The sequence below is a fragment of the Streptomyces sp. NPDC111802 genome (genome assembly GCF_055634335.1).
Window position 1 is genome coordinate 56,966 of sequence record NZ_JBVKCZ010000017.1, and the last position, 25,987, is coordinate 82,952.

Below are 25,987 nucleotides of genomic sequence, written 5' to 3' on the forward strand. Positions count from 1 at the left end.
CGGAAGGCGGCGGCGCGGGAGAGTCGCTCAGACACGGACCGCCGCCTTTCCGCCGAACAGCCCGGTGGGCCGCACCAGCAGCACCAGCACCATCACCGCGTAGGGGGCGACGTCGCCGAACCCCTCACCCAGGACGTGCAGATCGGACTGGTAGCCCGCTACGAGCGCCTCGGTCAGACCGATCAGCAGGCTGCCCGCGAGGGCGCCGGGCGGCGAGGCCATTCCGCCGAGGATCGCCGCCGGGAACGCCTTGAGGGCGATCTGCCCGGTGGTGCGCTCCAGGCCGGGCGCGGGGAACGCGGCGAGGAAGACCGCGGCAAGGGCCGCCAGCGCTCCGGCCAGGCACCAGGCGAGGGTCCGCACCCGCACCAGCCGTACGCCCATCAGGGCTGCCGCCTCGACGTCCTCGGCCGAGGCGCGCAGCGACAGGCCCCAGGAGGTGTACCGGAAGAGGGCGAAGACACCGGCGATGACCACGGTGGAGACCACGATCGCGGCGATCCGGCTGTCGGCGACGGTCACCGGCCCCAGCCCGCTGACCGAGTCTCCCCAGGGGTCGCCGAGCGAGAGCAGGTCGCCGCCGATGCGCCGCGACAGGTCGGTGAGGATGACGATGTCGACGCCGATGGTGACGATGGTCTGCACATGGGCGGCGTGCGGGTCCGCTCCCCCGCCGGCCTGGAGCAGGAAGCGGTCCATGGCTCCGGCCACGGCCGCCGTCACCAGGACGGAGACCGCGAGGGCTCCGGCGAAGCCGAGGTCGTCGTGGAGTACGGCGGTGAGGTAGCCGCCGAGCAGGAGCAGCGAGCCGTGGGCGAAGTTCATGACGCCGGACGCCTTGAAGATGATCACGAAGCCGAGGGCGACGAGGGCGTAGACCGCGCCGAGGGCGAGGCCGTTGAAGATGTTGTCCAGGAAGGTGGTCATGCCGCGTCCTCCTCTTCGGCCCCGGTGCCGAGGTAGGCGCGCAGCACCTCCGGGTCGCTGCGGACCTCGTCCGGGGTGCCGTGCGCGATGACGCGGCCGAAGTCGAGGACGGTGACCTCGTCGGCGAGCCGCATCACCAGCCCCATGTCGTGCTCCACCAGCACCACGGACAGACCGAGTTCGGCGCGTACGGCGCGCACGACCTCCGCCGTGCGGGCGCGCTCGGCCGCGTTCATCCCGGCGACCGGCTCGTCCAGCAGCAGGACGCTGGGCTCCAGGCACAGGGCGCGGGCGAACTCCACGCGCTTGCGGTCGCCGTAGGAGAGCAGGGTGATCGGGCTTTCGAAGTGCTGTGCCAGACCGGTGAGTTCGGCGATCTCACGGGCGCGGTCGAGGTGTTCGCGTTGTTCGCGCCGTGCGTGGGGCAGGCGCAGCGCGCTGGCGGCGAATCCGGCCCGGGACAGGGCGTGGCGGCCGAGCATCAGGTTGTCGGCGACCGTGCCTTGAGTGGTGACGATGTTCTGGAAGGTGCGGGCGACGCCGAGGGCGGCGATGCGGTGAGGGGCGAGCCGGGTCAGTTCGGCGTCGCCGAGGCGTACGGCGCCGGCGGCCGGGCGGCACAGTCCCGACAGCACGTTGAAGCAGGTGGACTTGCCCGCTCCGTTGGGTCCGATGAGCGCGTGGACGGAGCCCGGGGCGACGGTGAAGGACACCGCGTCCAGGGCGGTGAGCCCGGCGAACCGGACGGTCACATCCGTCACGGCGAGTTCGGGCGGTGCGGTGGTGCGTACGGTCACGCGGCTCCCTGCCCCTCGATGTTGTCGGCGGCCTTGGCGACCCCGCTGGACTCCGTATCCGCGGTGGTCTCTGTGGCGGTGGTCTCTGCCGTGGCCTCTGTGGCCTCTGTGGTCTCGCCCAGGTACAGCCGCCGTACGGCGTCTGTGCGGGCGAGTTCGTCGGCGGGTCCGGAAAGCCGCACCTCGCCGACCTCCAGGACGTGGGCGGTGTCGGCCAGGGACAGCGCCATGCCCGCGTTCTGCTCGACCAGCAGGACGGCGGTGCCCTGGGTGTTGATCTCGCGGACGACCTCGGAGATCCGGTACACCATCTGCGGGGCGAGGCCCAGGGAGGGCTCGTCGAGCAGCAGCAGTCGCGGGGCTGCCATCAGGGCGCGGCCGATGGCGAGCATCTGCTGCTCGCCGCCGGAGAGCAGCCCGGCGGCCTGCCGGGTGCGCTCGGCAAGCCGTGGGAAGAGCGCGAAGACTCGCTCCCGGGCCTCGGCGACCTGAGCGGGGCGGCGCCGTCCGAGACCGAGACCACCGGTGCGCAGGTTCTCGTCGACGGTGAGCCCGGCGAAGACCCGGCGGCCCTCGGGAACCTGGACGACTCCGGCGCGCACCGCGGCGACCGGGTCGCGCCCGTCGAGTTCCGTGGCGCCGTAGCGGATACGGCCGGCCGTGATGGCGCCGCGGTGCAGGCGCAGGGTGCCCGACACCGCCCGCAACAGGGTCGTCTTGCCCGCGCCGTTGGCGCCGAGCAGGGCGACGACCGTGCCGTGCGGGACGGTCAGGGACACGGAACGAAGGGCGGACAGGGCGCGGCCGTAGGTCACGTCGAGGCCCTCGACGTACAGGGCGGGCTCTTCGTCCGGTGGTGCTTCGGGCATCACGACTCCTCGGATCCGTGCCGTCGGGCACGGGTGCTTCGGGGGGTAGGGCAGCCCACGACAGCACGGGGTCGGGCGGGCGGTACAGGTGTTCGGGCGAGGTCGCTGCGTGGTCCCAATGCAGGTGGCCGGGGGTTGTGCGGGTGCCCAGGGGCCGTGAGCCGAGGGCGGCCGGACGCGCGGAGCCGCTGCCCTACAGGCTGTGCAGAATGGTTCCTTTGCCGGCCACGACGTCTCCCGCCCGACCGGCCCCCCTACCCGGTCAACCCTGCAGCAGCCGCCGTGTCGTCAGCGCGAGGCTGATCTCCACCACGTCCACCGGGCGTGCCAGTGAGCGTCCGGTGAGCTGCTCGCAGCGGCGCAGCCGGTTCAGGACGGTGTTGCGGTGGCAGTACAGGCGCTCACCGGCGCGCTGGGCGGAGCCGTCGCAGGCGAACCAGGCAGCCAGGGTGTCCAGCAGTACGTCCCGGTCGACCGGTTCCAGCCGCAGCAGCGGGCCGAGAACCCGCTCGGTGAGGCTCGCGCCCAGCTCCGGACAGGAGATCACCAGGGCCTCGGGGAGGTGCTCGGTGAGCCGGACCGTGCCGCCCGCGGGCGCGCAGATGTTCAGGGCCAGGTCGGCCAGGCGCCGGGCGTCGCCCACCGCGGCCAGCCCCGTCACGGCGCTGCCGACACCGATCCGGCCGCAGGACGTGCCGTCGGCGGTCAGCCCCAGCGCCTCCACCGGGTCGCGGTCGTCCTCCTCGTTCCCCTCGGCACCGACCAGGACGATGCCGTAGTCGACTTCCACTCCTGAGTGCCAGTACACCTGCGTGCCAGGTGGTACGGCTGGGGCGCGGACGCCCGTGGGGAGCTGCGGCCGGGCGCCGGCGACCGCGACGACGACGTACCGGCCGTGCTCCGGCAGGCGCAGTCCCTGGGCGGTCTCGGGCAGGTCGGCGATCCGGCTGGTGCCGTCGAGGAGGGCCGCCGCGAGCAGCCGTACCCGGTTCTCGCGCCGCCAGGCCAGTTGCCGCTCGGCCTGCCGGTAGGCGTCGGCCACGACGCTGCAGTGCTCGTCGACGAAGTTCCACACATCGGTGGCCACGTGCACGAGGAGCCGGACGTCCTCGGGCGCCGATCGCGAGGTCTCCTCCACCAGCCGCTGCCAGACCAGGGACCCGCCCAGCCGGAACGCGTGCAGCAGGGCGTCCAGCGGCAGCCCCTGCTCGGCCCGGGCGACGCCGATCCGCCAGGTGCAGCGGTGGGCGGCGTCGCGGGTGCCGCGCGGATCGAGCAGCGAGGTCACGCTGTGCCGCAGCGAGCGGTGCACCTCCTCCCAGGTGCCGGTGTGGTCGTTGTCCAGGGCGGTCCGGTACGCCGGTTCCTGCTCGCTGAGGACCGCCAGGAGTCGGTCGGTCAGCTCCGGCAGGTCGTCGAGCAGGACGCGGGCCGCCCGGTGCAGGACACGCAGCGCGTCGGCGTCGATCAGCGACCGGATGCGGCGTGTCCGCGGCTGCGGAACGGGCTTCGGCCCGGTGCTGATCCTCGTGCGTGTGCGTACGGCAGGATGCATCGCGCTCCTCCCCCAACCTCGGCGTCCCGGCAGCGCTCCGGCACCGGGCCGGCTTAGCGGTGTCCGGCGGGTTGCGCTGCCCGTGCGACGGTCGTCACCCGACTCGTCCTGCCCCGAAGGATGGCATACCGTCCGGTCGGTCCCTAGGGTCGTGCAGCGGCATTCTTCCCGGCGGACCACGGGATCTTCCCGTTGGCGCCCAGGTTCACGCGGCCGGGTGGAGGTTCAGCGGCTCTCCTGGTCGATCATGCGGGCCAGTTCGATACGGGAGCGCACGCCGAGGGCGGCGAAGACGTTGCGCAGGTGATAGTCGACCGTGCGAGTGCTGACGGCCAGCCGCTGGGCCACCTCCCGGTTGGTTGCGCCCTCGGCCACGTGCCGTGCGATGCGCAGCTGCTGCGGGGTCAGCCGTGACAGCTCTCCGCCCGCCTCCGTCCTGGACGCCGCTCCATTGGCCCGCAGCTCGCCGCGCGTCTGCTCGGCCCAGGCGCCGGCGCCACAGCGTTCGAAGCCGACCAGGGCGGCTCCGAGCCGATTCCGTGCCTCCCGCAGTCGGCGCCGCCGCCGTAGCCATCGGCCGTACAGGAGCTCCGTACGGGAGCGTTCGAAGTCGCCGCCCGTTTCGTCGTGCAGGGCGAGCGCCCGCAGGTAGAGGTCGTCGGCGCAGTCCCCGGGGGCGAGCATGGCGCGGCAGCGGGCGAGTTGGGCGGCGGCGTGCGGGTCGGCACCGTAGGCCGCCCACAGGGCGAGGGAGGTGACGACGGTCCGCGCCTCCTCAGGGTGCCCGGCGAGCACCGCGGCCTCCACGAAGCAGGGCACGGCGAGCATCCACACGGCGAAGTGGCCGCGCCGGGGGCCGGGCCCGACGAGCGGGCCAAGCCGGTCGGCGGCGTCCAGAGGACGGCCACGGGCAAGGTCGGCGCGGGCGACGGCCCACTCGGCCAGGGTCGCCGCCTGGGCCAGGCCATGGCGGCGGGCGATGGTCAGGGCTGCGGAGGCGTGCCCCTGGACCGCGCCGGCGTCTCCCTCGATCGAGGCCGCCAGGGCGAGCATCGCGTGGTGGCTCGCCGCCGTGTTGCGGTGCCCGGCCGTCAGCGCGGCCCGGACGCCCTCCTCGGCGTGGGCGCGCGCCTGCGCGTGGCGGCCGGCGCGCAGCTCGCCGTATGCCAGGTACTCCAGGGCCCTGGCCTCGAACGCGACGCAGTCAGCGTTGCGCGCCGAAGCGAGGGCGCGGGCCCCTGCGGCGCGGGCTGCGCGGACGTCCCCGAGCAGCAGGGCCGCCGACGCGGCGCGCAGCAGCCGCTCGGGGCGCTCGTCGGCGCGCGCACGGTCCAGCACGCGCCGCAGCGGCTCGGCGGCGAGTTCCGGACTTCGGGTCAGCAGGGCTCGCATGCCGTCGCGGTAGTCCCGCACGAACGCGTCGCGGGGCCGGCCTGGACCTGGCCGGCGGTCGTCATCGAGGGATACGGCGGGGTCCACGGTTACGCGTGTCCTCGGATGGTCGGCATCCCCTACGGCGTCCGGGACGGCGAAGGCTCCCCCTGTTCGGCGTACCCCACGGTGTCCGTGCCGTCCAGCGTGCTCAGGCAGGCCGTGAGGTCCCCTGCCGCCCAGGCGGCGTCCGCTGCGCAGAGGCGGGCGGCCTCGGCCTGCTCGGGGGCGTCGGCGGCCAGCAGGGACGCGGCCAGCAGCAGGGTTTCGCGGGCGTCGTCCACCGGCCCGTCGAACAACTGCCGTCTGCCACGCGCGAGTTCGAGATGGCCGCGGTCGACGACGACCGACCCGGCGCTGTCTTCTCCGTTCCGGCTCCGTACGCCGGGACCCGTTCGCACACTGCTCCTGTCTCCGGTCATTCCCGGGACGCTACTTGCGCGTAACGAAGACAGGAAGGCTGAGGTCCGCGCCTTCCGGCGCACAAATCGGCGGCGCCACCTGGGTGTTGTCCGCGTACGGCGGCCAGGCGGACTGTGCGCCCGCCCAGCCACCCGCCGCCGCAGCCGTGCCCCTGCACAACACCGGGCGGCGGACGCGTCGCGCGCGTCCGCCGCCGGTTCCCCGTCCTGCCGCAACTCCTCGGCGCCGGAACGCCGGACGGCGTCAGGAGGTGTGCGGGCAGTTGCCCCGGTACTCCTCGATGGTCAGGCTCGGCCGGGGAAGCGGGCACAGGAACTGCTCGTAGCGGGCGTCGTTGTCGATGAAGCGCTTGAGCCAGGAAATGCTGTACTTCGCGATCGTCGTGTTCGACGAGTTGGGCGTGAAGTGGGTCGCCGAGTTCAGCTCCAGGTAGCCCCGGTCGAGCGAGGAGGACAGGCTCGAGTAGAACGGTTCGGCGTGGGAGGCGACCGGCGCGACGGTGTCGCCGTCGGCTCCGAAGATCAGGGTCGGCGTGGTGACCTCGGGCCACGTCTTGTCGAGGTTCCACGGGGTCAGCGGAATCGCCGCCTGGAGCGCCGGACGCGACTTTGCGGCCTCCAGACTGCCGCCACCGCCCATCGAGTGGCCCATGACGCCGAGACGGCTGGCGTCGATGCGGGTGCGTACCGAACTGCGCTCGGTGAGGTGGTCCAGGGCGGCCAGCAGCTGACGGCCGCGGGAGTCGGGTTGGTCGAGCGTGGTCAGCGTGTCGATGGTGAACACCACGAAGCCCTGCGAGGCCAGGCGCGGTCCCAGCCAGGCGATCGACGACTCGTAGGCGGTGTAGCCGGGCGCGATGGCCACGGCCCCGAAAGTGCCGTCGCTGGTGCTCGTCGGGTAGTAGATGGTGCCGCCGCCGAATCCGGTGACGGACAGCGAGGAGACGGACGTCTGCGACACGGCGTACGGGCCGCGCAGCGCCTCGATGCTGGACGTGGTGGGGGCCGGGCCGCGCTCGTAGGGGTTGTCCGCCGCATGGGCGCCCGGGCTGGTGAGCGTCCCGAGGCCGACGACCGCGGCGAGCGCGGCGGCGGCCCCGGCCAGTCGCCCGACCCTGCTCCGGGGAGAGCCGGGGGCATGCGTACGTGGGGTGGGGCGGGTGTGGAGTTGCACGACGAGCCGTCCTCTCTGTCGTGGCGTGCGGCCATGCCGCGGGCACGCGGGACGTGGGGCGTCGGGCGCGTGCGCGGTGGGGCATCGCCATCGGGCTGGCCGTGCCACTGTCGGGGACCGGCCGCGGCGGGCGGACCGGCAATGTCACCGGTCTTGTGGGGCCGTCTTCGGACAGAATCGAACTAACGTGCCCGCAGCCGAACGTCTTCGGTGACCGGCGGCAGGAAAGGGCGTGCTGTCACCGACGACGACTTGGACACGGCCGCTACCGCCTGTGACAGGGCCGGGTGTGTGGCGGCCCAGCCGGGGCATCCGGATTGCCGGGAGGCATGCATGGACATGAGTGCGTTGGCATGGACTGGTCGGTTCCGGGCCCGGCGGGCGGCGCGTGGTTCCGTCATCGAGTGGGCCGCACGGGCGGGGCTCGCCGCCAGGGGCGTCATCTATCTGCTCGTCGGTGTCCTGGCGCTGCAGATCGCCTTCGGCGACACGAGCGAGCAGGCCGACCGCGGCGGGGCCCTGGCGGCGCTCTCGCAGAAGCCGTTCGGAGCGGTTCTGCTGTGGGCGCTGGGCATCGGACTGGCCGGCATGGCCCTGTGGCGATTGTCCGAGGCGCTGTTCGGCTCCGTCGGCAAGGACGGTCGAAGCGCGCGCAAGCGGCTCCTGGCGACCTTCCGCTTCGGGTTCTACGTCTTCGTCGCCTATTCCGTGCTGGCGTTCGCGGTGAACCGGGACCAGAGCGGTGGCGGATCCAGTGACCAGCAGTCACGGGACGTCACCGCCAGGGCGCTGGAGATACCCGCCGGTCAGTGGCTGGTCGGGGTGGCCGGGATCGCCATCGTCGTGGCCGGTGGCTGGATCGGCGTACGGGCGGCCCTGCGCAAGTATCACGACGATCTCAGGCTGGGGCAGATGAGCCACCGGACCCGGCAGCTGGTGGACGTCACCGGCGTGGGCGGCGGCGCCGCACGTGGGCTGGTGTTCGCCGTGGCCGGAGTCTTCGCCGTCCGCGCGGCCGTCGACTACGAGCCCGACCAGGCCAAGGGACTAGACGACACCCTGCGCACCTTCGTCGACACCCCGCTCGGCCCCTGGCTACTGGTCTGCGTCGCCGCCGGGCTGGTGCTGTTCGGATTGTTCTCCTTCGCCATGGCCCGCTGGCGACGTGTCTGAATCGCGTTGTTCGGGAAACCCGGTGCGGATGAGTGAATCCGAGATTCCGCATGGCGACGGACGGCCCGTAGACCTGTACCTGGAGTTCCTGCGCATCCGGATGGAAACGGAGGACTACCGCCTTCTGCTGGATGTGGTGGAACCGATCCTCAAGGCGATCGACGAGGAGCGCCTGTCCAGCCTGGACCTCCCGGTCGAGTCAGGGGCCGGCCCTGAGCTGTCCCAAGAGATCCGTGACGAGGCCGCCCTCGTCATAGCTACAGCCGCCACTGGCCGGCTGGACAACGAAGTGATCGAGCTCGACGTCGACGAGACCGGTCCGGTCAGGATCGTCACGGACGCGGCCACCGCTTCCGATCCCCACCGGCTCGGCGAGATCGCCGACTTCATCAGGGAACGGCACAGGCAGACCGAAGAGCTGCGGGGCATCGCCGAAGTGAGTGGGATGCCCACCGACTTCTGAGTGGCACCGGCAGTGATCAGCACTCACCGGACCCATACGTTGCCTCCGCCTGCCCAGGTCCTCAGCCACTGGCGCGGCGAAGGCGCCGCGCACCGCAGGCCCCGCTCTCACGACGCTCAGGGGCCCGGTCCCGGCCGCCCGGCGTGAACGGGGGCCGGGGACGGCCCGTCCGGCCACGCATGCAGGTAGCCGTCAGCCCGTGGCACCTCGCCGCAGCGTGCTCGGGCGGCTGCACGAGCCCCTGCTCCTAGGCGAGTTGCCGCAATCCATTCTCCAGCAGCGCGAACGCGTGCTCCGCGTCGGACACCGCCCCCGCGAAGCGGGCGTCGGCCGACTCCCCGTACACCAGACGGTCGGCATTGTCCTGTGCCAGGGCCCAGTGGACCCCGACGATCTGGACGGCAGCGAGCCGTGCGGTGAGTTCGGGAGTGTCCGCCGTTTCCCGCAACGCCTCCGCCAGGGCGCGTTCGGCAACGGCCTTGAAGCGTTCCATCCGGGCCACCAGGGACGGTGCGTCGAGGATCATGCGGTGGAGCTTGCGCACCTGTGGGTGGTCGTTGAGACCGGTGATCGGGTCCCGTTCACGCAGGCCCTTGAGGAAGTGCTCGCGCACCGCTGTCAGCGGGGCCGTGCCGGGCGGGCGGGCCCGCACCACGCGCGCGATCTCGCTCTCGTGGTCGGCGAGGCGGTGCAGCACGAGGTCTTCCTTGGTGGGGAAGTAGGCGAAAAGCGTCCGCTTGGACACCTCGGCCGCCTCCGCCACCTGTGCCACCGCGACCTGGTTGAAGCCGTGTTCGAGAAAGAGCGCGATCGCCGCGTCGGAAATGGTCGCGCGGGTCCGCTGCTTCTTTCGCTCCCGTAGCCCTGGCTTGGCGTCCACGGCGCCCACCCTAGCAGATCACTGCCCCCAGGATATATCTGCACCTGGTATACATTTACCCTGAGGCGAGAGATGGTGTGAAACGAAGAGGAGTCATCTTGTCCGAGACCGAAATCGGGACCCAGACCGAGACCCAGACCCAGACCGAGGTCGTCGTCGTAGGCGCCGGCCCGACGGGACTGACGCTGGCGTACGAACTGGGCCTGGCCGGGGTCGACACCCTCGTGCTGGAGAAGCTGCCCCAGCGCACCCAGCAGGTGAAGGGCGGCGGGATCCAGCCACGCACCTCCGAACTCCTGGACGCGCGCGGGCTGCTGGAACCGCTGCTCCAGCGAGCCGTGTCACGTGATCCCGTCGGCGGACACTTCGCAGCCCTTCCCGTGCCGCTGGACTGCACGCCCTGGCAGACCAGACACCCGTTCCCGATCGCGATCCCGCAGTGGGAGATCGAGGAAGTACTCGAAGAGCGGGCGACCCGCAACGGGGTGCGGGTCCTGCGCGGCACCGCCGTCACAGGGGTCGAGCCGCACGACCACGGTGTCGTCGTGACGGCGGGCGGGGCGCGCGTGCGGGCCCGTTACCTGGTGGCGTGCGACGGCGGACACAGCACCGTCCGTAAGCTCCTCGACCTGCCGTTCCCCGGCAGGCCCGGCACACATCAGGCGGTGTTGGCCGACATCCGCCTGACCGCGGTGTCGTCACTGGTGCCGCGTCAGATGGGGCACATGAGCAGTCTCACCCGGCATGCGGGCGGCTACTGGGCCATGCTGGTGCCCCTCGGCGACGACCGCTACCGGTTCACCTTCGGGCGCGCGGACCAGACGGACACCGAACGCGACAGCCCGGTCGACCACGAGGAGATCAGCGCCGCGCTCAGCGCCGTCTACGGCCACGAGACCATCCTCGGGGTGGTGGACAACTCCTCCCGGTTCGGTGACGCGACCCGTCAGCTGGAGCAATACCGCGTCGGCCGCGTCCTGTTCGCGGGCGACGCCGCCCACATCCATCCCCCACTCGGAGGCCAGGGGCTCAACCTCGGGATACAGGACGCGTTCAACCTCGGCTGGAAACTCGCCGCGGTCATCCAGGACCGGGCGCCGAACGGCCTCCTGGACAGCTACCACACCGAACGCCATCCCGTCGCAGCCCAAGTCCTGCACCACACCTCCGCACAACGCGTCCTGGCGAGCCCGAACCCGAGCGAGGACATTGCCGCCCTACGGGACATCTTCACCGACCTGCTGCGACTCCCCGACACCAACCGCCACCTCGCAGGCCTGATGTCCGGCCTGTCGCTGCGCTACGCACTGCCCGGCGACCACCCCCGCATTGGGCACCGCATACCCGACACCGACCTCATCACCGAGACCGGCCCCATCCGCCTCTCGGCCCTCTTCGGCTCCGGGCACGCGGTCCTGCTCGACCTCACCGGAACTCTTCCCGCCGACCTGCCGCTCCCACCCCGCGTCGACATCGTCCACGCCACATCCACCGACGATCTCGGCGCCACAGCCCTGCTCATCCGCCCCGACGGCTACATCTGCTGGGCCACGGACGACTGCGCCCCCGGCAAGGACACTCTGCTCGCCGCGATCACCAGCAACATCGCCAAGACGCAGCCGACCCAGCAGCCCTCCACCGCGGCCTGACCACAACCACGGCCGCCGGCCCACCCGTCCAGGGACCTCGCGCGCGACCATGGTTCGCAAGGGTTGCGCCGGGAGACGTTGGCGCACTGCGGCTCGATCCGGCGGAGCGCAGCTCTCTGCGTGCGGTGGCGCGTTGGCCGGGTGCGGGTCGCGTTGGGCGCCTCATGCCATGCAGAAGGTACGTCCCGGGATCCACGCACTGCTCGCCCGCCTCGGGGACACGTCGACCTTCCCGGGTGGGGCGCCCTACGGACATCCTGTCCGCGTGGGCCACCGACCAGGCCCGGCGGTCCTGTCACTCGTAGAGGGGGCCCGCCGCGCTCCCCTCCCCCGCCGCCCAGGGCCTCAACGCGCTGCCGCACCCGCCCGAGTCGCGTCGGTGGGTGGGCAGCGGTGAGCGCGCCTCATACGAGTTCGGGCTGCGGTGTGGGATGCGGCGCCAGTGCGGCCTTCGGGTCCCACTGCCTGGTGGTGCGTATAAAGCCGTAGATCATCGAGGTCATGGCCAGAATGAGCAGTGGCCCGAACAGCCACGGAAGTTTCGCCATCTCCATCGGCAGAAAGCGGTAGGACAACAACAGCGCGGCGAACACGGTTGTGCCATAGGTGACCAGCTGAATTCCTGACCGGTCCCAGCCGCGTGCGAGCGAACGCAGGGCTGTTTCGATGGTGAGTGCGAACACCACGCCGGCCACCAGGTCCACGCCGTAGTGGTAGCCGAATCCCAGCGTCGCGCCGAGCGTGGCGATCAGCCAGAACGTGCCTGCGTAGCGCAGAAGTCGCGGGCCCTTGCGGGAGTGGATGAACAGCACGGTGGCCCATGCGGTGTGCAGACTGGGCATGCAGTTGCGGGGGGTGATCCCGTCGAAGGGCATGGCGTGGGGGGTGGTGAGGGGCGGCGCTGTCTCCGGCCACAGGTTGCCCGCCGCCCACTGGCCGCCGTCGGCGCCGAAGGCGAAGACCGGACCGACCACCGGGAAGATCATGTAGATGGCCGGCCCCAACAGGCCGATCACCAAGAAGGTGCGCACCAGATGATGGCCGGGGAATCGGCGTTCGGCCGCCACATGGCGCAGCTGGTAGAGGGCGACGACGACCGCGGCCAGAGCCAGTTGCACATAGACGTAGTCCAGAACATGGGCGCCGACGGGACCGGTTGCCCTGACGAGCCGGCCCACGAGCCACGACGGGTTGGCCAGTGCGCTGTCGGCGGTCGCCACGTACTGGTCCAACACCGTCGGGCGCGTCTTCGACGTGATCAGCAGCCAGGTGTCGCCCGTCTTGCGGCCGGCCACCAGCAGCAGGCCCAGCCCGACGCCTTTCAGGAGCAGGATGCGTTCCCGGCCGGTGCGGCGGGTGAGGGCGATGACCGCACAGCCCAGCATCACCAGTAGCGCGCCGTTGCCGAAGGGGTGGCCTTCCGCCACCTTCACGCCGAGGGCCCATCGGCCCAGTACGAAGGCGACGTCGATGCCGATCGCGGCAGCGGCCGCCAGGAGTCGTTGCCGCCAGGTGAGCACCACCGTCATCAACGCCAGACTGCCGTACAGCAGGAAGCCCGACTTGGGCGGGAACATCACCTCCCGCGCCTGGTTGGTGATGGGTCCAGGCACGCCGTAGCGACGTGCCGCGATCTCCAGCGCGATCAGGAACCCGAGGGCCACCACAGCCGCCCCGGCCCACCACACCACCCGCAGGTCCCACCGCATGGCGAACTTGCTTCTGCGGTCTTTTCGCGTTATTCGCGTTGCTCGCGTTGCTCGCGTTATTCGTGCTCTTCGCGCTCTTCGCGACAACCACCGCGATGATCTATTTATCAATGGTCTTTAGCCGATATTTTCGATGTAGTTGATAGGGCACACTTCGATTCGGACAGCACGGACTCTCCGGCGAAGCACGAACGCACATGCTCGCTCGTAAGTTCGATCATGCTAACGGAGTAGTGCACAAAAACCACTCAGTCGAGCAGAACGCCCGGGTTGAGGATGCGGTGGGGATCCAGGGCGTCCTTGGCGGCGCGGAGTGCCAGGGCGAAGGGGTCCGGGCGCTGGAGGTCGTAGCCGGGGCGGTGGTCGCGGCCGACGGCGTGGTGGTGGGTGATCGATGCGCGGTGTCGGTGCAGGACGTCGCTCGCGGCGGACTTGATGTCGTCCCAGACCTCGACTTCGTCGCCTGGGCGGCCGGCGACGGCCACGGTGAAGTAGGGGGCGGCGCCGTCGGGGTAGACGTGGGTCAGGCGGCAGTTGATGGTGGCCCGGTGCCGGGTCGCCTTCAGGGCGGCGGCGCCCACCTCGGTGCGGACGGCGTCGATCAGCGCGGGAATCCTGTCCCAGGTGGCGGCGGTCTCGAAGGTATCGACGACGGCTCCCATGCGGGCCAGGGCGTCGCGCAGATAGGGCATGCGAAGAAACGCCGAGCGCCAGGCGCTGACGGCCGCGTCAGCCGGGGTGGCGTGGTCCGCCTTCGGTGCCTTGCCGCGGCCGCCGTGGCCACGGGCCAGGTCCAAGGCGGTCGCGAGGCGGTCGTCGACGCCGGTGGTGGCGGATTCGAAGCCGAGGACCAGAACGCTGGAGCCGTCGTTCGAGGCGCCGGACAGCAGCGCCTCGCCCGGGTCGAGCAGACGGCAGTTGGCCGGGGCGAGGTCGGACTGGGCGATGGCCCGGACCGCGTCCAGCGCCCGGTGGAAGTCGGTGAAGGTCACGGATGCGGAGGCCTTGTGCCGGGGGCGTTCCTGCAGCCGCATCCACGCCTCGGTGATGACGCCGAGCGCCCCTTCGCTTCCCAGGAACAGCCGGTCGGGCGACGGTCCGGCGCCGGAGGCGGACAGGCGCCAGGACGTGCCGGTACCGGCGGGCGTGACCACGCGCAGGGATTGCGCGAAGTCGTCGATGTGGGTGTGGACGGTGGCGTAGTGACCGCCGGCCCGGGTGGCCAGCCAACCGCCGAGGGTGGAGAACTCGAAGCTCTGCGGGAAGTGACGCAGGGTCAGGCCATGGGGCCGCAACTGCCCCTCCAGCACGGGGCCGAGGGCTCCTGCCTGGATGAGCGCCGAGCGGCTGGCGGTGTCGATCTCCAGGACCCGGTCCATCGCGGTGAGGTCGAGCGAGAGGACCGCGTGGTGGGCGTCGCCGCGATACTCCACGCCGCCGACCACCGAGGAGCCGCCGCCGAAGGGAATGACGGCCACGCCGTGCTCGGCCGCCCAGTCCAGCAGGTCGGCCACTTCCTGGTCGCCGGTCGGGCGGGCGACCAGATCGGGGATACGGCCGGGTCGGCCGCGCAGGGCCCGGATGACATCGCGATAGGCCTCTCCCATGGCGTGGGAGGCCCGCGCTTCGGGATCGGCGGTGACCAGGTGCGCCAGGGCGGGCGGAGGTGTCGTACCGGGGCGGCCGATGGCAAGGTCGGCGACCCGGGGTATCGGCAGTGGGCGGGTCAGAGTGCCCGGCAACAGGGCGCCCAACGCGACACATTCGGCGTCGTCGGGGTGGGCATCGGCGTAGCCCCAGCCCCACCAGGAGCGTGTGCGGGAGGTGCCGGGATCGGTCGCGGTGGCAGACATGAGGGTGCTCCCAGCAGGGTCCGAGGAATTTACCGAACGGTAAATTACCCTAGGGTAAGATCGGGGTCATGACAACGCTCCCCTCCAAGGCCGGCACCAAGGGCGTCCCGAGGGCCGCACGCGAACGACAGGTTCTGGCCGCGGCCACCGAGGAGTTCGGCCGCCAGGGCTACGAGGCCACCACCATCGCCGCCATCGCCGCGCGCGTCGGTGTCAGCAAGCCGCTGCTGCACCAGTACTTCGGCAGCAAGCAAGACCTCTACCTCGCCTGCCTGAACCCGGTCGGCGACCGGCTGCTGAACGCCGTCCGCGCCGCCATGGCCGAACCCGCCATCGATGCGCCGCCCACCCACCTGCGCGTACTGGGCGCCCTGTTCACGGCACTGGACGGACAGCGCGAGGCATGGTTCGTCCTCTACGACGCCACCCTGCCGCCCGACAGCGACGCCGCCCACCGCGCGGCGTACTACCGCGGCGCCATCGACGACCTCGCCGCGACCGGCACCGCCGACCTTCTGCACACGGCCGGATCCACGGACCCGCTCGACGCCGACGCCCTCAAGTACGCCTGGCGCGGCCTGTGCACCGCCCTGGTCCGCTGGTGGATCAATCATCCCGACCAGTCACCCGAGGCCATGACCCGGCGCTGCGCACGCATCTTCGCCGCCGCCCGCTCGATCGGATCCCCCGAGGGCGACCGCGCGTGAGCGCTGACGGCTGGGCCGATGAGCTCTGATCAGCTATGGAAATGGCATTCATCCGGGCCCGTCTAATCGTCCTGGTGCTGCTGATCGGCGCGGTTGCGGCTCTTGCGCCGGTCAGCCATGGCGGATAGCGCGCGCACATCGGCCCGATCAACCGACAGGGCTACGACGCATCCGCACCAGGGGCACACCGGCAGCCACGATGGCGCACACCGCCAGCACCGCGGGAAGCACTCCGGCCCATCCCGGGGCCGCGCGCAGCAGTGTCATGGAGACCCCCGCTCCCACCATCAGGCCAGCCGAGCAGGCGCCCAGCGATCCGGGCGGCCCACCCTCACGCCCTTGACGATGTACGTGGTCAGCGTGCCGGTGAGATAGGTGGTCGGCGCCGCCGCCCGCCCGGCCGCCACCATCGCCGCCGACTGGATGCCCATCGTCGCCGCGGCCCCGAACTGCAGGGCGTCGCGCGCCACTTGCCCCGGCTCGCCGCCCACGGCAGCCCAGCACCCCGCGCCGACGGCCAGCACGACCGCCTCCCCGGCGAGGCAGAACATCACCGGCGGCGCCCAATGCGTGGCCGCGCCTTCGTGCCGTCGGGTGAGCCAGGCAGTGACGGCCGCGCCCAGACCGAAGCCCGCCAATGCCAGTACTGACGCGGTGACACCCGTTGCCTGTCCCCGACCGATCGCCATCCCGAGCAGAGCGATGTTGCTCGTCATGACCCCGGCGAACACGTGGCCCAACGCGGTGAAGGAGATGGCTTCCACCGCCCCGGACGCAGCGACCAGAAGCACGACGGCCAAGTGCAGGACCGCCCCCGGTTCCGTCGGCGGCTGCACCGGTTCCTCGCCGACTCGCCCCTGCCGTAGGTCACTCACAGTGATCGAGGATAACGACAGGTGTGCGGCGATCGTGGCTTCAGTGACGGGTTGCGGCTACCCGCGCTTCAAGCCGTGCCTGTCCGGGAGACTCTGACGCAGTCGTTGAGCCTCCTCGAAGAGGCGGTTCGTGTGGCTCGCGAGTACGCCACCCAGGAGCAGCTCCGGGAGGTAGAAGGAGCTTGCCGAGGCGGCCACCTGCCGTGCGGACAGGGCGATCTGCATGATCTCGGTGCGGCGGATCTCGTCGATCGAGCTTGCCCAGACGACGCGCCGCAGATTCGCCCACGCCATCGCGCTCATGCACATCGAGCAGGGCTCACCGGTCGTGTAGAGGGTGGTGTCGGCCCAGCCCTGGTTGCCCTGCCGTGTTACGTAGTCGTTCATGGCGACCATCTCGCCGTGCAGGACCGGGCTGATCGCCCCGGTGTTGACCCCGCTCCCCAGGATCTCGCCGGTGCGGGTATGGACGATCACCGCGCCGAACGGCCACTCGGGGTTCTTCCGGGCCTGCTCGATGGCCAGCCACATGTAGCGCTCGTGTCCAGTGCCGGTGCCGGTGCCGGTACTGGCACGCAGGTCCGGCGCCGGGCTCGCACCGGGGTCGAGGTAAGGGTGGGCGTGACTCTCCTGGAGCACGTCCTGAGGGAGGGCGAACGGCGCCGCAACTCCCGTCAGCGCGACCCCGAGCCGTCCTAGGAACTGGCGCCTGCCCGAGTCCATACGCTTCCCCTCAATCTGCCGCCGAAGTCAGGGCCGGGAGTCAGGCGACGTGGCCGCCTCCCACGCGAATCCGTCCGGGTCGGTGAAGGAGTCGGCGGTGCCGCCGAGGACGACGCGGTGCGAGCCGGTGCCGTCGGCGGGGACTCCGAGGTCCTTGGCCAGGCCCCGGCGCTTGTACAGCGCCAGCTTGACGGGGCTGGACTCGTCGGACGTGAACTCGGCGTACTTGCCACCGAAGCTCCTGGCCACGGTCAGGCCCCGGCCGACGTAGAACTGCTTGCTGGCCTTCACGTCCTCGACGCCCAGCAGCAGAACGATCTCGTCGATCTCGCTCGTGGCCGGGCCGGTGTCCTTCTTGGCCGGGGTCGCGGCCTTCCAGATCGTCCCGTCGGGGGCCTGGACGACGCCGCCGTAGCCCCACAGCGACTTCGCGGCGGGCTTCAGGACCGTGGCACCGGCGTTCACGGCGGCGCCCAGGAAGTGGTCGACGGTGGCCGGACGGGACACCGTGAGCGCCAGCGTGAAGCCGCGGAAGCCGGTGGAGGGCGCCTCGGATGCCCGCAGGCGTATGTGCTCGTCCACCCCGAAGGAGGTGTAGAAGCGGTGAGCGGCCTCGGTGTCGGCCACCTCGAGCGTGACGGACGCGAAGGACATGGTGGTTGCGGTGGATGCGGTGGTTTCCATGGCCACCACGCTAGGCGCGGCCCGGCGGCCGGAGCTTCTCGATTCCTGACCCGTCTCCTGACCGTCTCCTGTCCGTCTCTTGACCCTTCTTGCCGCCCTCGCCGCCGCGGACGGGTGGGCAAGGGTGCGCCGGGGCACGGTTGAAGGAACCGGCCTCGGTGATCCAGAGGGCGACGGGCCGAGCGGAGGTGTACCTGGATGGAGCCGCAAACGGCAAGACGACCTGCGGCGGGGTTGTTCGTCGGTCTGTGCACCCTGGATGTCATCCAACTCGTCGATCACGTGCCGGCGCCCGACGAGAAACTCACCGCCCGCGAACAGACCGTGGTCGCAGGCGGCCCGGCGGCGAACGCGGCCGTGACCTTCGCCCACCTGGGCGGCTCCGCCGGACTGCTCACCGCCATCGGCTCCCACCCGCTGGCACTCGCGGTCACCGCCGACCTCGACCGGGCGGGCGTGACCGTGTCGGACCTTGCGCCCCACTCGGCCGACCCGCCCGCCGTGTCGTCCATCATGGTCACCGCCTCCAGCGGACAACGCGCTGTTGCCTCGACCAACGCAACCGCACACCGGCTCGCCCCGCCCGACGACCTCGACGCGCTGGTGGCGGCCTGCGACGTCATCCAGCTCGACGGCCACCACATGGAACTGGCCACGGCCACCGCCCACGCCGCGCGCGCCGCCGGTCGCCGCACCGTCCTCGATGCGGGCAGCTGGAAGCCGGGCACACAGCGCCTCCTGCCCTCCGTCGACGTCGCCGTCTGCTCCGCCGACTTCCACCCGCCCGGCACCGACCACACCCCCACCGACACCCTGCGGTTCCTCCGACAGCACGGGGTCTCCTGGACAGCAGTCACCCAGGGAGGAGGCCCCATCGTGTGGGCCGGCCCCGACAGCAGCGGGACGATCGAGGTGCCGCCCGTGCCGGTGGCGGACACCCTCGGCGCCGGAGACGTCCTGCATGGAGCCCTCACCCATCACCTTGCCGGCCAACGGCCTTTGACGTCACAGGAGTTCGTCCACGCTCTGCGCGCCGCCGCCCTCGTGGCCTCACAGGCGTGCACCTCGTTCGGCACCCGAGCCTGGATGCGTTGATCTCCCGGCCCGGTTGCCGTACGCCAAGGTTGTCGGCGTCCAACCGAGGACGTTGGGGATCTGGGACGGAGATCCGGGCGCCCGGAAGGGCGGCCGCCGTCCCCGAAGCGGTCAGGTGTCGGTAGGTCCACCCCTGGGTCGGGTGTCCAGGCCCAGGGACTCGCGGCGTCGTGCGCGGCACGATTCATGTCGTCGGCAGGCAGTCGACGAGAAATCCGCCACCGGACTTCGGGGGAACCCATGAACGAGACCTTCGCCAGGCGTCTGACGGGCGTTGCCGCCATCGGTACCGCGGCCGCCCTGATCATCGAGGTACCGCTCTACTTCGTCTACTCCGGTCCGCCGCCGGACTCGAACGTCCTGGCCAGGCTGCTGGTCGCGATCGTCGCCCTGGCGTTCCTGATCGTGTTCGTGACGGCCTTCCGTGAGCTGGTCAAGCGGGTGAACCCCGCTTATGAGTGGGTGGGGTCGATGGCCTTCGCCCTCGGACTGGTCTACTCGACGGTCACCCTGGTCTCCAGCGGCCTGGAGGCCGGGGCGGTCATCGCCGCCGACCGGTCCATCGATCCGACCATCACGGTCAGCGGCACCTACATCCTCTACGGGTCGATCAGCCGTCTGATCCTGGCGCTGTTCCTGGCCACGGTGGGTTACGGCATCTCCCGTACGAACCTGTTGCCGCGTTGGACCGGGCGCTCCGCCTACGTCCTGGCCGGTGTCAATCTGCTCTTCGTGCCGTCCTTGTTCTTCGGCAACGACCCGGCGGACTTCTACGCGGCGAACGGCTGGGGCACCACCGCTTCGATGGGCGCGATCCTCAGCTACTGGCTGCTCGCTCTGGGCATCTCGATCTACCGCAGCGGCACCCGCCGTGCGGTGTCGGCCGGGGCACCGTCCCCGCGGCACTGACAGCACCGTCCGCGAACATGGATGCGGTGCCGGGGCGGGCGCCGGGGCGCGGCAGGGTGTATCCAGAACGTATGGTTCCTCGACGCCTCAAAGATCTTGGTTGGTCACAGGAGCCACGTCCGGCGCTGCTGGCGGTGCCCATCGGGCTGGTCGCGATCGTCACGGTGGTCGACATCCTGGCTCCGTCCGACGTCCATCTCGGGCCGTTCCTGGTAGCCGCGCCCGCCGTCACAGCGTCGTTCGCCGGTCCCTGGGCGACCGCATTCGTCGGCGCGCTCGCCGTTACTGCCCAGGCCGTGGTGGCGGCGGCGCGCACCAGCCTCGTCGATCTGAACCACTCCGTTCAGCTGATCACCCTGATCCTCATGTCGGCGTTCGTGACCTCTTTCGCCGCCAGGCGGGAGCGCCATGAAAGGGAACTGGTGCAGTTGCGGTCTGTGGCGACGGCCGCGCAAGAGGTGGTGCTCAAGCCGCTCCCCCAGCGAGTCGGTCCCTTGCGCATCGCGTCGGTCTACCTGGCCGCGGAGTCCGAGGCGCAGATCGGGGGCGATCTGTACGCCGCGGCTCGTACCGAGCACGCGACCCGGATCGTCATCGGCGATGTCCGGGGCAAGGGCCTGGAGGCGGTCGGGGATGCGGCCCTCCTGCTCGGAGCCTTCCGGGGCGCGGCCCACAGACAGGCCGATCTGCCGGCGCTGATGGCCTTCCTGGAGGGAACCGTCTCCTCGGACCTGGACGACCCCGCGGCTCCCGACGCCGCGACCGAGGATCGCGGCGAGGCGTTCATCACCGCAGCAGCGTTGGACATCCCTGACGAGGAGCCGGTCCTTCACCTGATCAACTGCGGACACCCCCCGCCTCTGCTGCTGCGTCACGGCCAGGTCAGCGCCCTCGAAGTGCGCAGCCCGGCGCCGCCGCTGGGTCTCACCGAGTTCGTGGAAACCGAGCTGTCCGAGGAGACGTTCGCCTTCGAACAGGGCGACATCGCCCTTCTCTACACGGATGGTGTCATCGAGGCCCGCAACGGCGAGGGCACGTTCTACCCGCTCGCGGAGCGGATGGCGGGCAAGGCCGGCAAGGGTCCCGACGCCCTCCTCGCCAACCTGTGCAAGGACCTGATGCGACATGCCGGCGGGCATCTGGGGGACGACGCCGCCATGGTGGCGATCGAGCGCGTGCCGCGACCCTCCTGAGGCTCGACCTGGCGCTCTCCTGGGGTCACCGGATCGTCGGCCTGCGGGCCGGCCAGGTGCTGATGGACGGTGCCGTCCTGAGGTGGCGCGACCGGGTTCACGGACGGTGCCGTGGCTCCCGGGCCTCGGCGCCCGCGTCCGTGGCGTCCCGTCGTGCGGGTGCCAGGGGCTCCAGGGAGAGGGCGAGGACGGCTCGGTCGTCCTCGTCGGACGCCGCCGACCAGCGTTCCGCGTCGGTCCGCACGAACGCCACGACCGTTTCCGGGTCGGGCGCGCGCTCGCCGGCGAACCGTTCGCCGAGCCGTTCCAGGACCGGGTAGAAGACGCCGTCCGCGTCGCGTGCCTCGCTGACCCCGTCCGTGTGCAGGACCAGCACCTCCGACGGGGTCAGCGGATGCACCGTCGTGTCGTCCCCGTCCGGCGCCAGCCCGCCCAGCCCCAGGGGCAGTCCGGGCGCCGTGACCAGTCGCCGGGCGCCCTGCGGGCCGACCACCAGGGGCGAGGGGTGACCGCGGTCGACGATGCGCACCTGGCCGCCGTCCGGCGGGAACTCCAGCACCAGCGCGGTCACGAAGAGCTCCGGGTCGCCGGCGTCGCCGGCCGGGCTGTTGCGGGCGATGCCGAGCTCCAGCCGCCCGGCCAGAGTGCTCAGGCTCCGCCACTCGTGGGCCGAGCCCCGGAAGCTGCCCAGCACCGCCGCGACCGTCTGGACCGCGTCCAGCCCCTTGCCGCGGACGTCGCCGATGATCGCCCGCACCCCGAAGGGCGTCTCGCAGACGTCGTACAGATCCCCGCCGACCAGCGTGCCGCCCTCCCCCGCCGCGTAGAACCCGGCGGCGCGTACCGGGCCGAGCCTGTGCGGTACGGGGCGCAGCAGGGTCCGCTGCATGGCCTCCGCGACGGAGTTGGCCCGGATCAGATGCTCCCGGTTCCGCTGCCGCTGGCGGGCGAGCGCGACGCTGGCGATGCCGATGAGGGACGTGGCGATGTAGACGGCGACATGGTGCTGCTCGTCGAAGTGGCCGGGGCGGCGGGCGGCCATCCACATCTGCAGTCCCAGGCAGACCACCACCGACAGCGCGGTACCGCGCGGGCCGCGCGTCGCGGCGGCCAGGGGCGGTACGGCGATGAGCATGAAGCTCACCGGCTCGCGGCCGTGGACGATGAACTCGGCGGCCACATCGACGATCACCGCGACCAGCGGCAGCCACCACACCCACCCGCGTACCGAGGGGGGAAGCAGTTCGGGGTGCGGGCTCGGGCCGGTCACGGCGCGTCCTGGCTTCCGTACGCGGATCTCGTGGGGCCGGCGGCCGGTGTGTCGGGGGGTGCATCGAACTCGTCGGCGATTCCGGGGACGGCCATGTTCAGCGCGAAGAAGTCGAGCTGGACGCAGAACAGGGCAACCGCCACCGCGATGAAGGCTCCTGGCCGCGCGGCCTGCGAAGACTCAGCGCGCATGAGCACGTTCCTCTCGTGCCGACGCGCCGCCTCGGCGTCGTCGTCGGGCCGGGCAGGCGATCCACTGCCATTGTCGGCCGCCCACATGGGGACCGCAGCCCGACGGTCGCCTACGGCAGGATGGAGTCGACGTACCCGCCGTCCACGCGCACCGCGCCGCCGGTGGTGGCGGATGCCTGGTCGGAGCTGAGGTAGACCACCATGTTGGCGATCTCCTCCGGTTCGATCAGGCGCTGCAGCAGGCTCTGCGGTCGGTGCTCACGCATGAAGGCACGCTGAGCCTCGTCCCAGGGCAGGTCGCGGTCGACCAGTTCGTAGACGAAGTCCTCCACGCCACCGGTGTGGGTGGGCCCCGCGATGACGGAGTTCACGGTCACCCCCGTCCCGGCCGCCTGCTTGGCGAAACCCCGACTGACCGCGAGCAGCGCCGTCTTGGACATGCCGTAGTGGATCATCTCCGCCGGGGTCACGATCGCCGAGTCACTGGCGATGTACTGCACACGCCCCCAGCCGCGTTCGGTCATGCCCGGCAGGAACATGCGCGTCAGCCGCACGGCCGACAGCACGTTCACCTCGAAGTAGCGCCGCCACTCGTCGTCGCTGATCCGGAGCGGGTCGGCGGCACCGAAGATGCCGAGGTTGTTGACGAGGATGTCGACGTCCAGCAGCGTCTCGGCCACGCTGTCCGCGCCCTCCTGCGTGGTCACGTCCGCCGGCACCGGCACCCACTCGGCGCCGGGCACCTCCCGGGCCAGTCCGGCGACACTCTGCTCCACCCGCTCCGGATTGCGGCCGTTGACACCCACTCGGGCCCCGGCACGGGCCAGTCCGACGGCGATCGCCGCGCCAATGCCCTGGGTGGAACCGGTGACCAGTGCGGTGCGGCCCTTCAGATCGATCTGCATGCCTGGCAGCCCCTTTCGCGTGCGGATGTGGTCGAGGAGTACCCGAGAGATTAGTTGCAAACGCGCGCTACACGCAATCGCGGCCATTTTGTGCGCGCAATCAACTGGGATGGGCCGGGGGATGGTCTCCCTGGTCTCCCCTCAAGACGCGCTACGCCCTTTCGGGTTTCGCGGGCACGCAGATGTACGCCACGACTGCCGCGGCCAGATAGGCGAAAGCGCCGATCCCCATGCTGATGCGCAGCCCGCTGCCGTGATCGTCGGCCGTGGCGAGCAGGCTGCCGCCCAGTGCCACGCCGGTGGCGCTGCCGATCTGGCGGGTGGTGTTGAACAGGGCGGAGGCGGTGCCCGAATACGCCGGGGGCGCGGCGCTCATCACGGTGGCGGTCGAGCCGGTGAGGGCGAAGGAGGTACCGAATCCCGCGGCCATCATCGGGGCCACGAGCAACGCGTAGGCGGGGTCGGCTCCCGCCGCGGCCCAGCCGGCCAGCCCCAGTGCGGCCAGGAGCATGCCGGAGATCACCAGGGGACGGTCGCCGGTACGACGGGTCAGCCGTCCGGACAGGACGGAGGCGAACATCGTCATCGCCACCGCCGGGAACAGCGCCAGGCCGGTGCCGAGGGCGCTGTAGCCGCGCTCGTGCTGGAAGTCCAGGCTGGCGGTGAACACCATGCCGTAGAAACCGAAGTTGAACAGCAGACCGATGACCGCTCCGCCGCTCATCGCGCGTGAGCGCAGCAGGTTCAGCGGAAGGGCGGGTGACCGGGCGAGCCGCTCGCGCACCGCGAAGGCAGCGGCGGCCAGTACGGCCAGGCCCAGCCCCGTGAGCACGGCCGGATCGGACCAGCCGCGCCGTCCGGCCTCGTTCAGCCCCGCGGTGAGCAGAGCCACCGCCGCCACGACCGCGCACTGCGCCGGCCAGTCCAGGGCCCGGTCGGCGCGCCGGGGTGAGGGTGCAACGTACCGCAACGTCAGTGCGAGGCAGACCGCTCCGACGGGCAGGTTGATGAGGAACACCCAGCGCCAGCCCACCGTGGAGACGAGCAGCCCGCCCAGCAGCGGACCGGCTGAGGCCGCGATGCCCGCCATCGAACCCCACACCCCGAAGGCCCGTGCGCGTGTGGCCGATGCCGGGTAGGCCTGCTGGAGCAGAGCGAGGGATCCGGGCACGATCAGTGCCGCGCCGAGTCCCTCCACCAGGCGGGACACCACCAGGAAGGCGGAGTTGGGCGCCAGTGCGCACGCGGCCGAGGACAACGTGAACACGGCCACGCCCGAGCAGAAGATCCGGCGGTTGCCCAGCCGGTCGCCCAGCGCGCCACCGGTCAGCAGGAATCCGGCGAGGACCAGGGTGTATCCGTCGGTGATCCACTGGATGCCGGTGAGGGAGGCCGACAGTTCGCGGCCGATCACCGGCACGGCGACGTTGATGACCGTCACGTCCAGGATCACCATGAAGTACCCGGCGCAGACGGCCAGCAGCGGTGCCCAGGACCGGCGTTCGGGTTCCGGGACGGGTTCGGAGGGGGACGTCGGATCGCCGCTGCCGGCCGACTCCGCGAAGGCCACGGTCCCAGCTCCATCCCGTCACAGAAGTCCTGTATCGACGGTCACAGTAAAGGACCTATGACGCATATCGACGGATAGCTCCCTCGCGCCTACCGGAGCCTCGCGTACGGCCGATCCCGGCCGGTCAAGGTGGGCGCGAGGCGGTCTGACGAGGGCCCGGAAGTCTCGCGTGACATGCTGTGCAGAGGGCCCGACCGGGGCGCTCGCGAGAGGTGGAGGCCGCGATGGACTGGGCTTGGTTCGCGCAACAGATGGCGTCGATGGCCCGGGATCTTCTGGCCCAGGAATCGGTCGACGCCACGCTGGAGCGGATCACCGGCTCGGCGATCGAGCTGGTGGAGGGCTGCGACGCGGCCGGGATCCTGGTGTTGCGGAAGAGGCAGATCCAGACGCTCGCGCCCACGCAGGAACTCGTCGTCGAGAGTGACCGGCTGCAGGGGCAGCTGGGCGAAGGCCCGTGCTTCGACGCAGCCCGCATCAAACAGGGCGAACGGGTGTTCCGTATCCCGGACTTCACTCTGGGGGAGCCGCAATGGCCCAAGTTCGCGCCTGCGGTCCGCCGGCTCGGCGTGGGCAGCATGATGGGTTTCCTGCTCTACACGGAGGACGAGGACCTCGGCGCGCTGAACGTCTACTCCCACAAGCCGGGCGCCTTCACCGACGCCAGCGAACTCGCCGGCTGGCTGCTGGCCTCCCACGCCGCCGTCGCCTTCTCCAGCGCCCGCGCCCACGCTCAGATGGAGCACGCCGTCGCCACGCGCCACATGATCGGTGAGGCCATGGGCATCCTCATGGGCAGCCTCGACCTGACGGAGCATCAGGCGTTTGACGTTCTGCGCCGCTACTCGCAGGAGAACAACGTCAAACTGCGTGAGGTCGCGCGCCTGGTCTGCGAGCAGGGCAGTCTTTCCTGACCGCAGGCGACGGCGGCTCCCCGGGCTCACGGTCTGAACCCAGAGGAGC

23 protein-coding genes and 1 pseudogene are annotated in these 25,987 nt (G+C 71.1%); 8 read left to right on the forward strand and 16 right to left on the reverse strand.

The annotated features are described in order from the left end of the window. Nucleotides 1-27: 27 nt before the first annotated feature. The 6 genes and pseudogenes from ACZ7NC_RS20295 to bdeA all read right to left on the reverse strand — a co-directional run bounded on the left by ACZ7NC_RS20295 (nt 28) and on the right by bdeA (nt 7,175). Complete coding sequence (locus ACZ7NC_RS20295; RefSeq protein WP_471490048.1) at nt 28-927, reverse strand: branched-chain amino acid ABC transporter permease; 900 nt, start codon at nt 925-927, stop codon at nt 28-30. Beyond that, nucleotides 924-1,724, reverse strand: coding sequence for an ABC transporter ATP-binding protein (locus tag ACZ7NC_RS20300; protein ID WP_471490049.1), 801 nt, complete (start codon nt 1,722-1,724; stop codon nt 924-926). Before ACZ7NC_RS20300 ends, ACZ7NC_RS20295 begins: the two co-directional genes overlap by 4 nt. After that, nucleotides 1,721-2,593, reverse strand: a complete 873-nt coding sequence (locus ACZ7NC_RS20305; RefSeq protein ID WP_471490050.1) for an ABC transporter ATP-binding protein — start codon at nt 2,591-2,593, stop codon at nt 1,721-1,723. The genes ACZ7NC_RS20300 and ACZ7NC_RS20305 overlap by 4 nt, the downstream gene beginning before the upstream one ends. Before the next feature lie 262 nt (nt 2,594-2,855). After that, the gene (locus ACZ7NC_RS20310; RefSeq protein ID WP_471490051.1) at nt 2,856-4,148 is read right to left on the reverse strand and encodes an RsbRD N-terminal domain-containing protein; all 1,293 of its coding nucleotides are present in this window, start codon (nt 4,146-4,148) and stop codon (nt 2,856-2,858) included. Nucleotides 4,149-4,373: 225 nt separating this feature from the next. Then, nucleotides 4,374-5,914 (reverse strand): annotated as a pseudogene (locus tag ACZ7NC_RS20315) (helix-turn-helix transcriptional regulator); the annotation flags it as partial. Between the two features lie 331 nt (nt 5,915-6,245). Then, nucleotides 6,246-7,175 (reverse strand): bis(hydroxyethyl) terephthalate hydrolase, encoded by a 930-nt coding sequence (bdeA, locus tag ACZ7NC_RS20320; RefSeq protein WP_471490052.1) that lies wholly within the window; start codon nt 7,173-7,175, stop codon nt 6,246-6,248. A 333-nt stretch (nt 7,176-7,508) separates the two neighbouring features. Between bdeA and ACZ7NC_RS20325 the strand changes: the two genes are divergently transcribed. Together ACZ7NC_RS20325 and ACZ7NC_RS20330 are read left to right on the forward strand one after the other, a co-directional pair. After that, entirely contained in the window at nt 7,509-8,348 is an 840-nt protein-coding gene (locus ACZ7NC_RS20325) for a DUF1206 domain-containing protein (protein WP_471490053.1), read from the forward strand. A gap of 28 nt (nt 8,349-8,376) precedes the next feature. Continuing rightward, a complete protein-coding gene (locus tag ACZ7NC_RS20330) occupies nt 8,377-8,811 on the forward strand; it encodes a hypothetical protein (protein ID WP_471490054.1) in 435 nt (144 codons plus the stop codon). A 247-nt stretch (nt 8,812-9,058) separates the two neighbouring features. On the opposite strand, the gene ACZ7NC_RS20335 is transcribed toward ACZ7NC_RS20330, so the two are convergent. Next, the gene (locus ACZ7NC_RS20335) at nt 9,059-9,691 is read right to left on the reverse strand and encodes a TetR/AcrR family transcriptional regulator (RefSeq protein WP_471490056.1); all 633 of its coding nucleotides are present in this window, start codon (nt 9,689-9,691) and stop codon (nt 9,059-9,061) included. Between the two features lie 98 nt (nt 9,692-9,789). Between ACZ7NC_RS20335 and ACZ7NC_RS20340 the strand changes: the two genes are divergently transcribed. Beyond that, entirely contained in the window at nt 9,790-11,340 is a 1,551-nt protein-coding gene (locus ACZ7NC_RS20340) for an FAD-dependent oxidoreductase (RefSeq protein ID WP_471490058.1), read from the forward strand. Between the two features lie 404 nt (nt 11,341-11,744). On the opposite strand, the gene ACZ7NC_RS20345 is transcribed toward ACZ7NC_RS20340, so the two are convergent. Further along, nucleotides 11,745-13,049: a phosphatase PAP2 family protein gene (locus ACZ7NC_RS20345; protein ID WP_471490059.1), complete on the reverse strand. Its 1,305-nt coding sequence runs from the start codon at nt 13,047-13,049 to the stop codon at nt 11,745-11,747. A 248-nt stretch (nt 13,050-13,297) separates the two neighbouring features. Next, nucleotides 13,298-14,902, reverse strand: coding sequence for an FAD-binding oxidoreductase (locus ACZ7NC_RS20350; RefSeq protein ID WP_471490061.1), 1,605 nt, complete (start codon nt 14,900-14,902; stop codon nt 13,298-13,300). A gap of 68 nt (nt 14,903-14,970) precedes the next feature. Here ACZ7NC_RS20350 and ACZ7NC_RS20355 point away from each other — a divergent pair, with 68 nt between their 5' ends. Beyond that, nucleotides 14,971-15,609: a TetR/AcrR family transcriptional regulator gene (locus tag ACZ7NC_RS20355; RefSeq protein WP_471490062.1), complete on the forward strand. Its 639-nt coding sequence runs from the start codon at nt 14,971-14,973 to the stop codon at nt 15,607-15,609. Between the two features lie 287 nt (nt 15,610-15,896). Here the strand turns inward: ACZ7NC_RS20355 and ACZ7NC_RS20360 are convergent, their stop codons facing one another. The 3 genes from ACZ7NC_RS20360 to ACZ7NC_RS20370 are packed head-to-tail and all read right to left on the reverse strand — an operon-like array spanning nt 15,897 to nt 17,891. Then, entirely contained in the window at nt 15,897-16,484 is a 588-nt protein-coding gene (locus ACZ7NC_RS20360) for a DUF1275 family protein (RefSeq protein ID WP_471490064.1), read from the reverse strand. Between the two features lie 57 nt (nt 16,485-16,541). After that, nucleotides 16,542-17,207, reverse strand: coding sequence for a nucleoside deaminase (locus tag ACZ7NC_RS20365; protein WP_471490066.1), 666 nt, complete (start codon nt 17,205-17,207; stop codon nt 16,542-16,544). Between the two features lie 27 nt (nt 17,208-17,234). Beyond that, nucleotides 17,235-17,891 (reverse strand): glyoxalase, encoded by a 657-nt coding sequence (locus ACZ7NC_RS20370; RefSeq protein WP_471490068.1) that lies wholly within the window; start codon nt 17,889-17,891, stop codon nt 17,235-17,237. 198 nt (nt 17,892-18,089) lie between these two features. Here ACZ7NC_RS20370 and ACZ7NC_RS20375 point away from each other — a divergent pair, with 198 nt between their 5' ends. The 3 genes from ACZ7NC_RS20375 (at nt 18,090) to ACZ7NC_RS20385 (ending at nt 21,088) form a co-directional block, all read left to right on the forward strand. Next, a complete protein-coding gene (locus tag ACZ7NC_RS20375) occupies nt 18,090-18,986 on the forward strand; it encodes a PfkB family carbohydrate kinase (RefSeq protein ID WP_471490069.1) in 897 nt (298 codons plus the stop codon). A gap of 240 nt (nt 18,987-19,226) precedes the next feature. Continuing rightward, a complete protein-coding gene (locus tag ACZ7NC_RS20380) occupies nt 19,227-19,895 on the forward strand; it encodes a hypothetical protein (protein ID WP_471490070.1) in 669 nt (222 codons plus the stop codon). A 71-nt stretch (nt 19,896-19,966) separates the two neighbouring features. Beyond that, nucleotides 19,967-21,088, forward strand: a complete 1,122-nt coding sequence (locus tag ACZ7NC_RS20385) for a PP2C family protein-serine/threonine phosphatase (RefSeq protein WP_471490072.1) — start codon at nt 19,967-19,969, stop codon at nt 21,086-21,088. Nucleotides 21,089-21,185: 97 nt separating this feature from the next. Here ACZ7NC_RS20385 and ACZ7NC_RS20390 read toward each other — a convergent pair whose 3' ends face one another. From ACZ7NC_RS20390 to ACZ7NC_RS20405, 4 genes are all read right to left on the reverse strand, one after another. After that, complete coding sequence (locus tag ACZ7NC_RS20390; protein ID WP_471490073.1) at nt 21,186-22,358, reverse strand: PP2C family protein-serine/threonine phosphatase; 1,173 nt, start codon at nt 22,356-22,358, stop codon at nt 21,186-21,188. Beyond that, a complete protein-coding gene (locus tag ACZ7NC_RS20395; protein WP_471490074.1) occupies nt 22,355-22,549 on the reverse strand; it encodes a hypothetical protein in 195 nt (64 codons plus the stop codon). The genes ACZ7NC_RS20390 and ACZ7NC_RS20395 overlap by 4 nt, the downstream gene beginning before the upstream one ends. Before the next feature lie 110 nt (nt 22,550-22,659). After that, complete coding sequence (locus tag ACZ7NC_RS20400; RefSeq protein ID WP_471490075.1) at nt 22,660-23,454, reverse strand: SDR family NAD(P)-dependent oxidoreductase; 795 nt, start codon at nt 23,452-23,454, stop codon at nt 22,660-22,662. A 151-nt stretch (nt 23,455-23,605) separates the two neighbouring features. Then, nucleotides 23,606-25,024 (reverse strand): MFS transporter, encoded by a 1,419-nt coding sequence (locus ACZ7NC_RS20405; protein WP_471490077.1) that lies wholly within the window; start codon nt 25,022-25,024, stop codon nt 23,606-23,608. Nucleotides 25,025-25,248: 224 nt separating this feature from the next. On the opposite strand from ACZ7NC_RS20405, the gene ACZ7NC_RS20410 reads away from it, so the two are divergent. After that, complete coding sequence (locus ACZ7NC_RS20410; RefSeq protein WP_471490220.1) at nt 25,249-25,938, forward strand: GAF and ANTAR domain-containing protein; 690 nt, start codon at nt 25,249-25,251, stop codon at nt 25,936-25,938. Nucleotides 25,939-25,987: the final 49 nt, after the last annotated feature.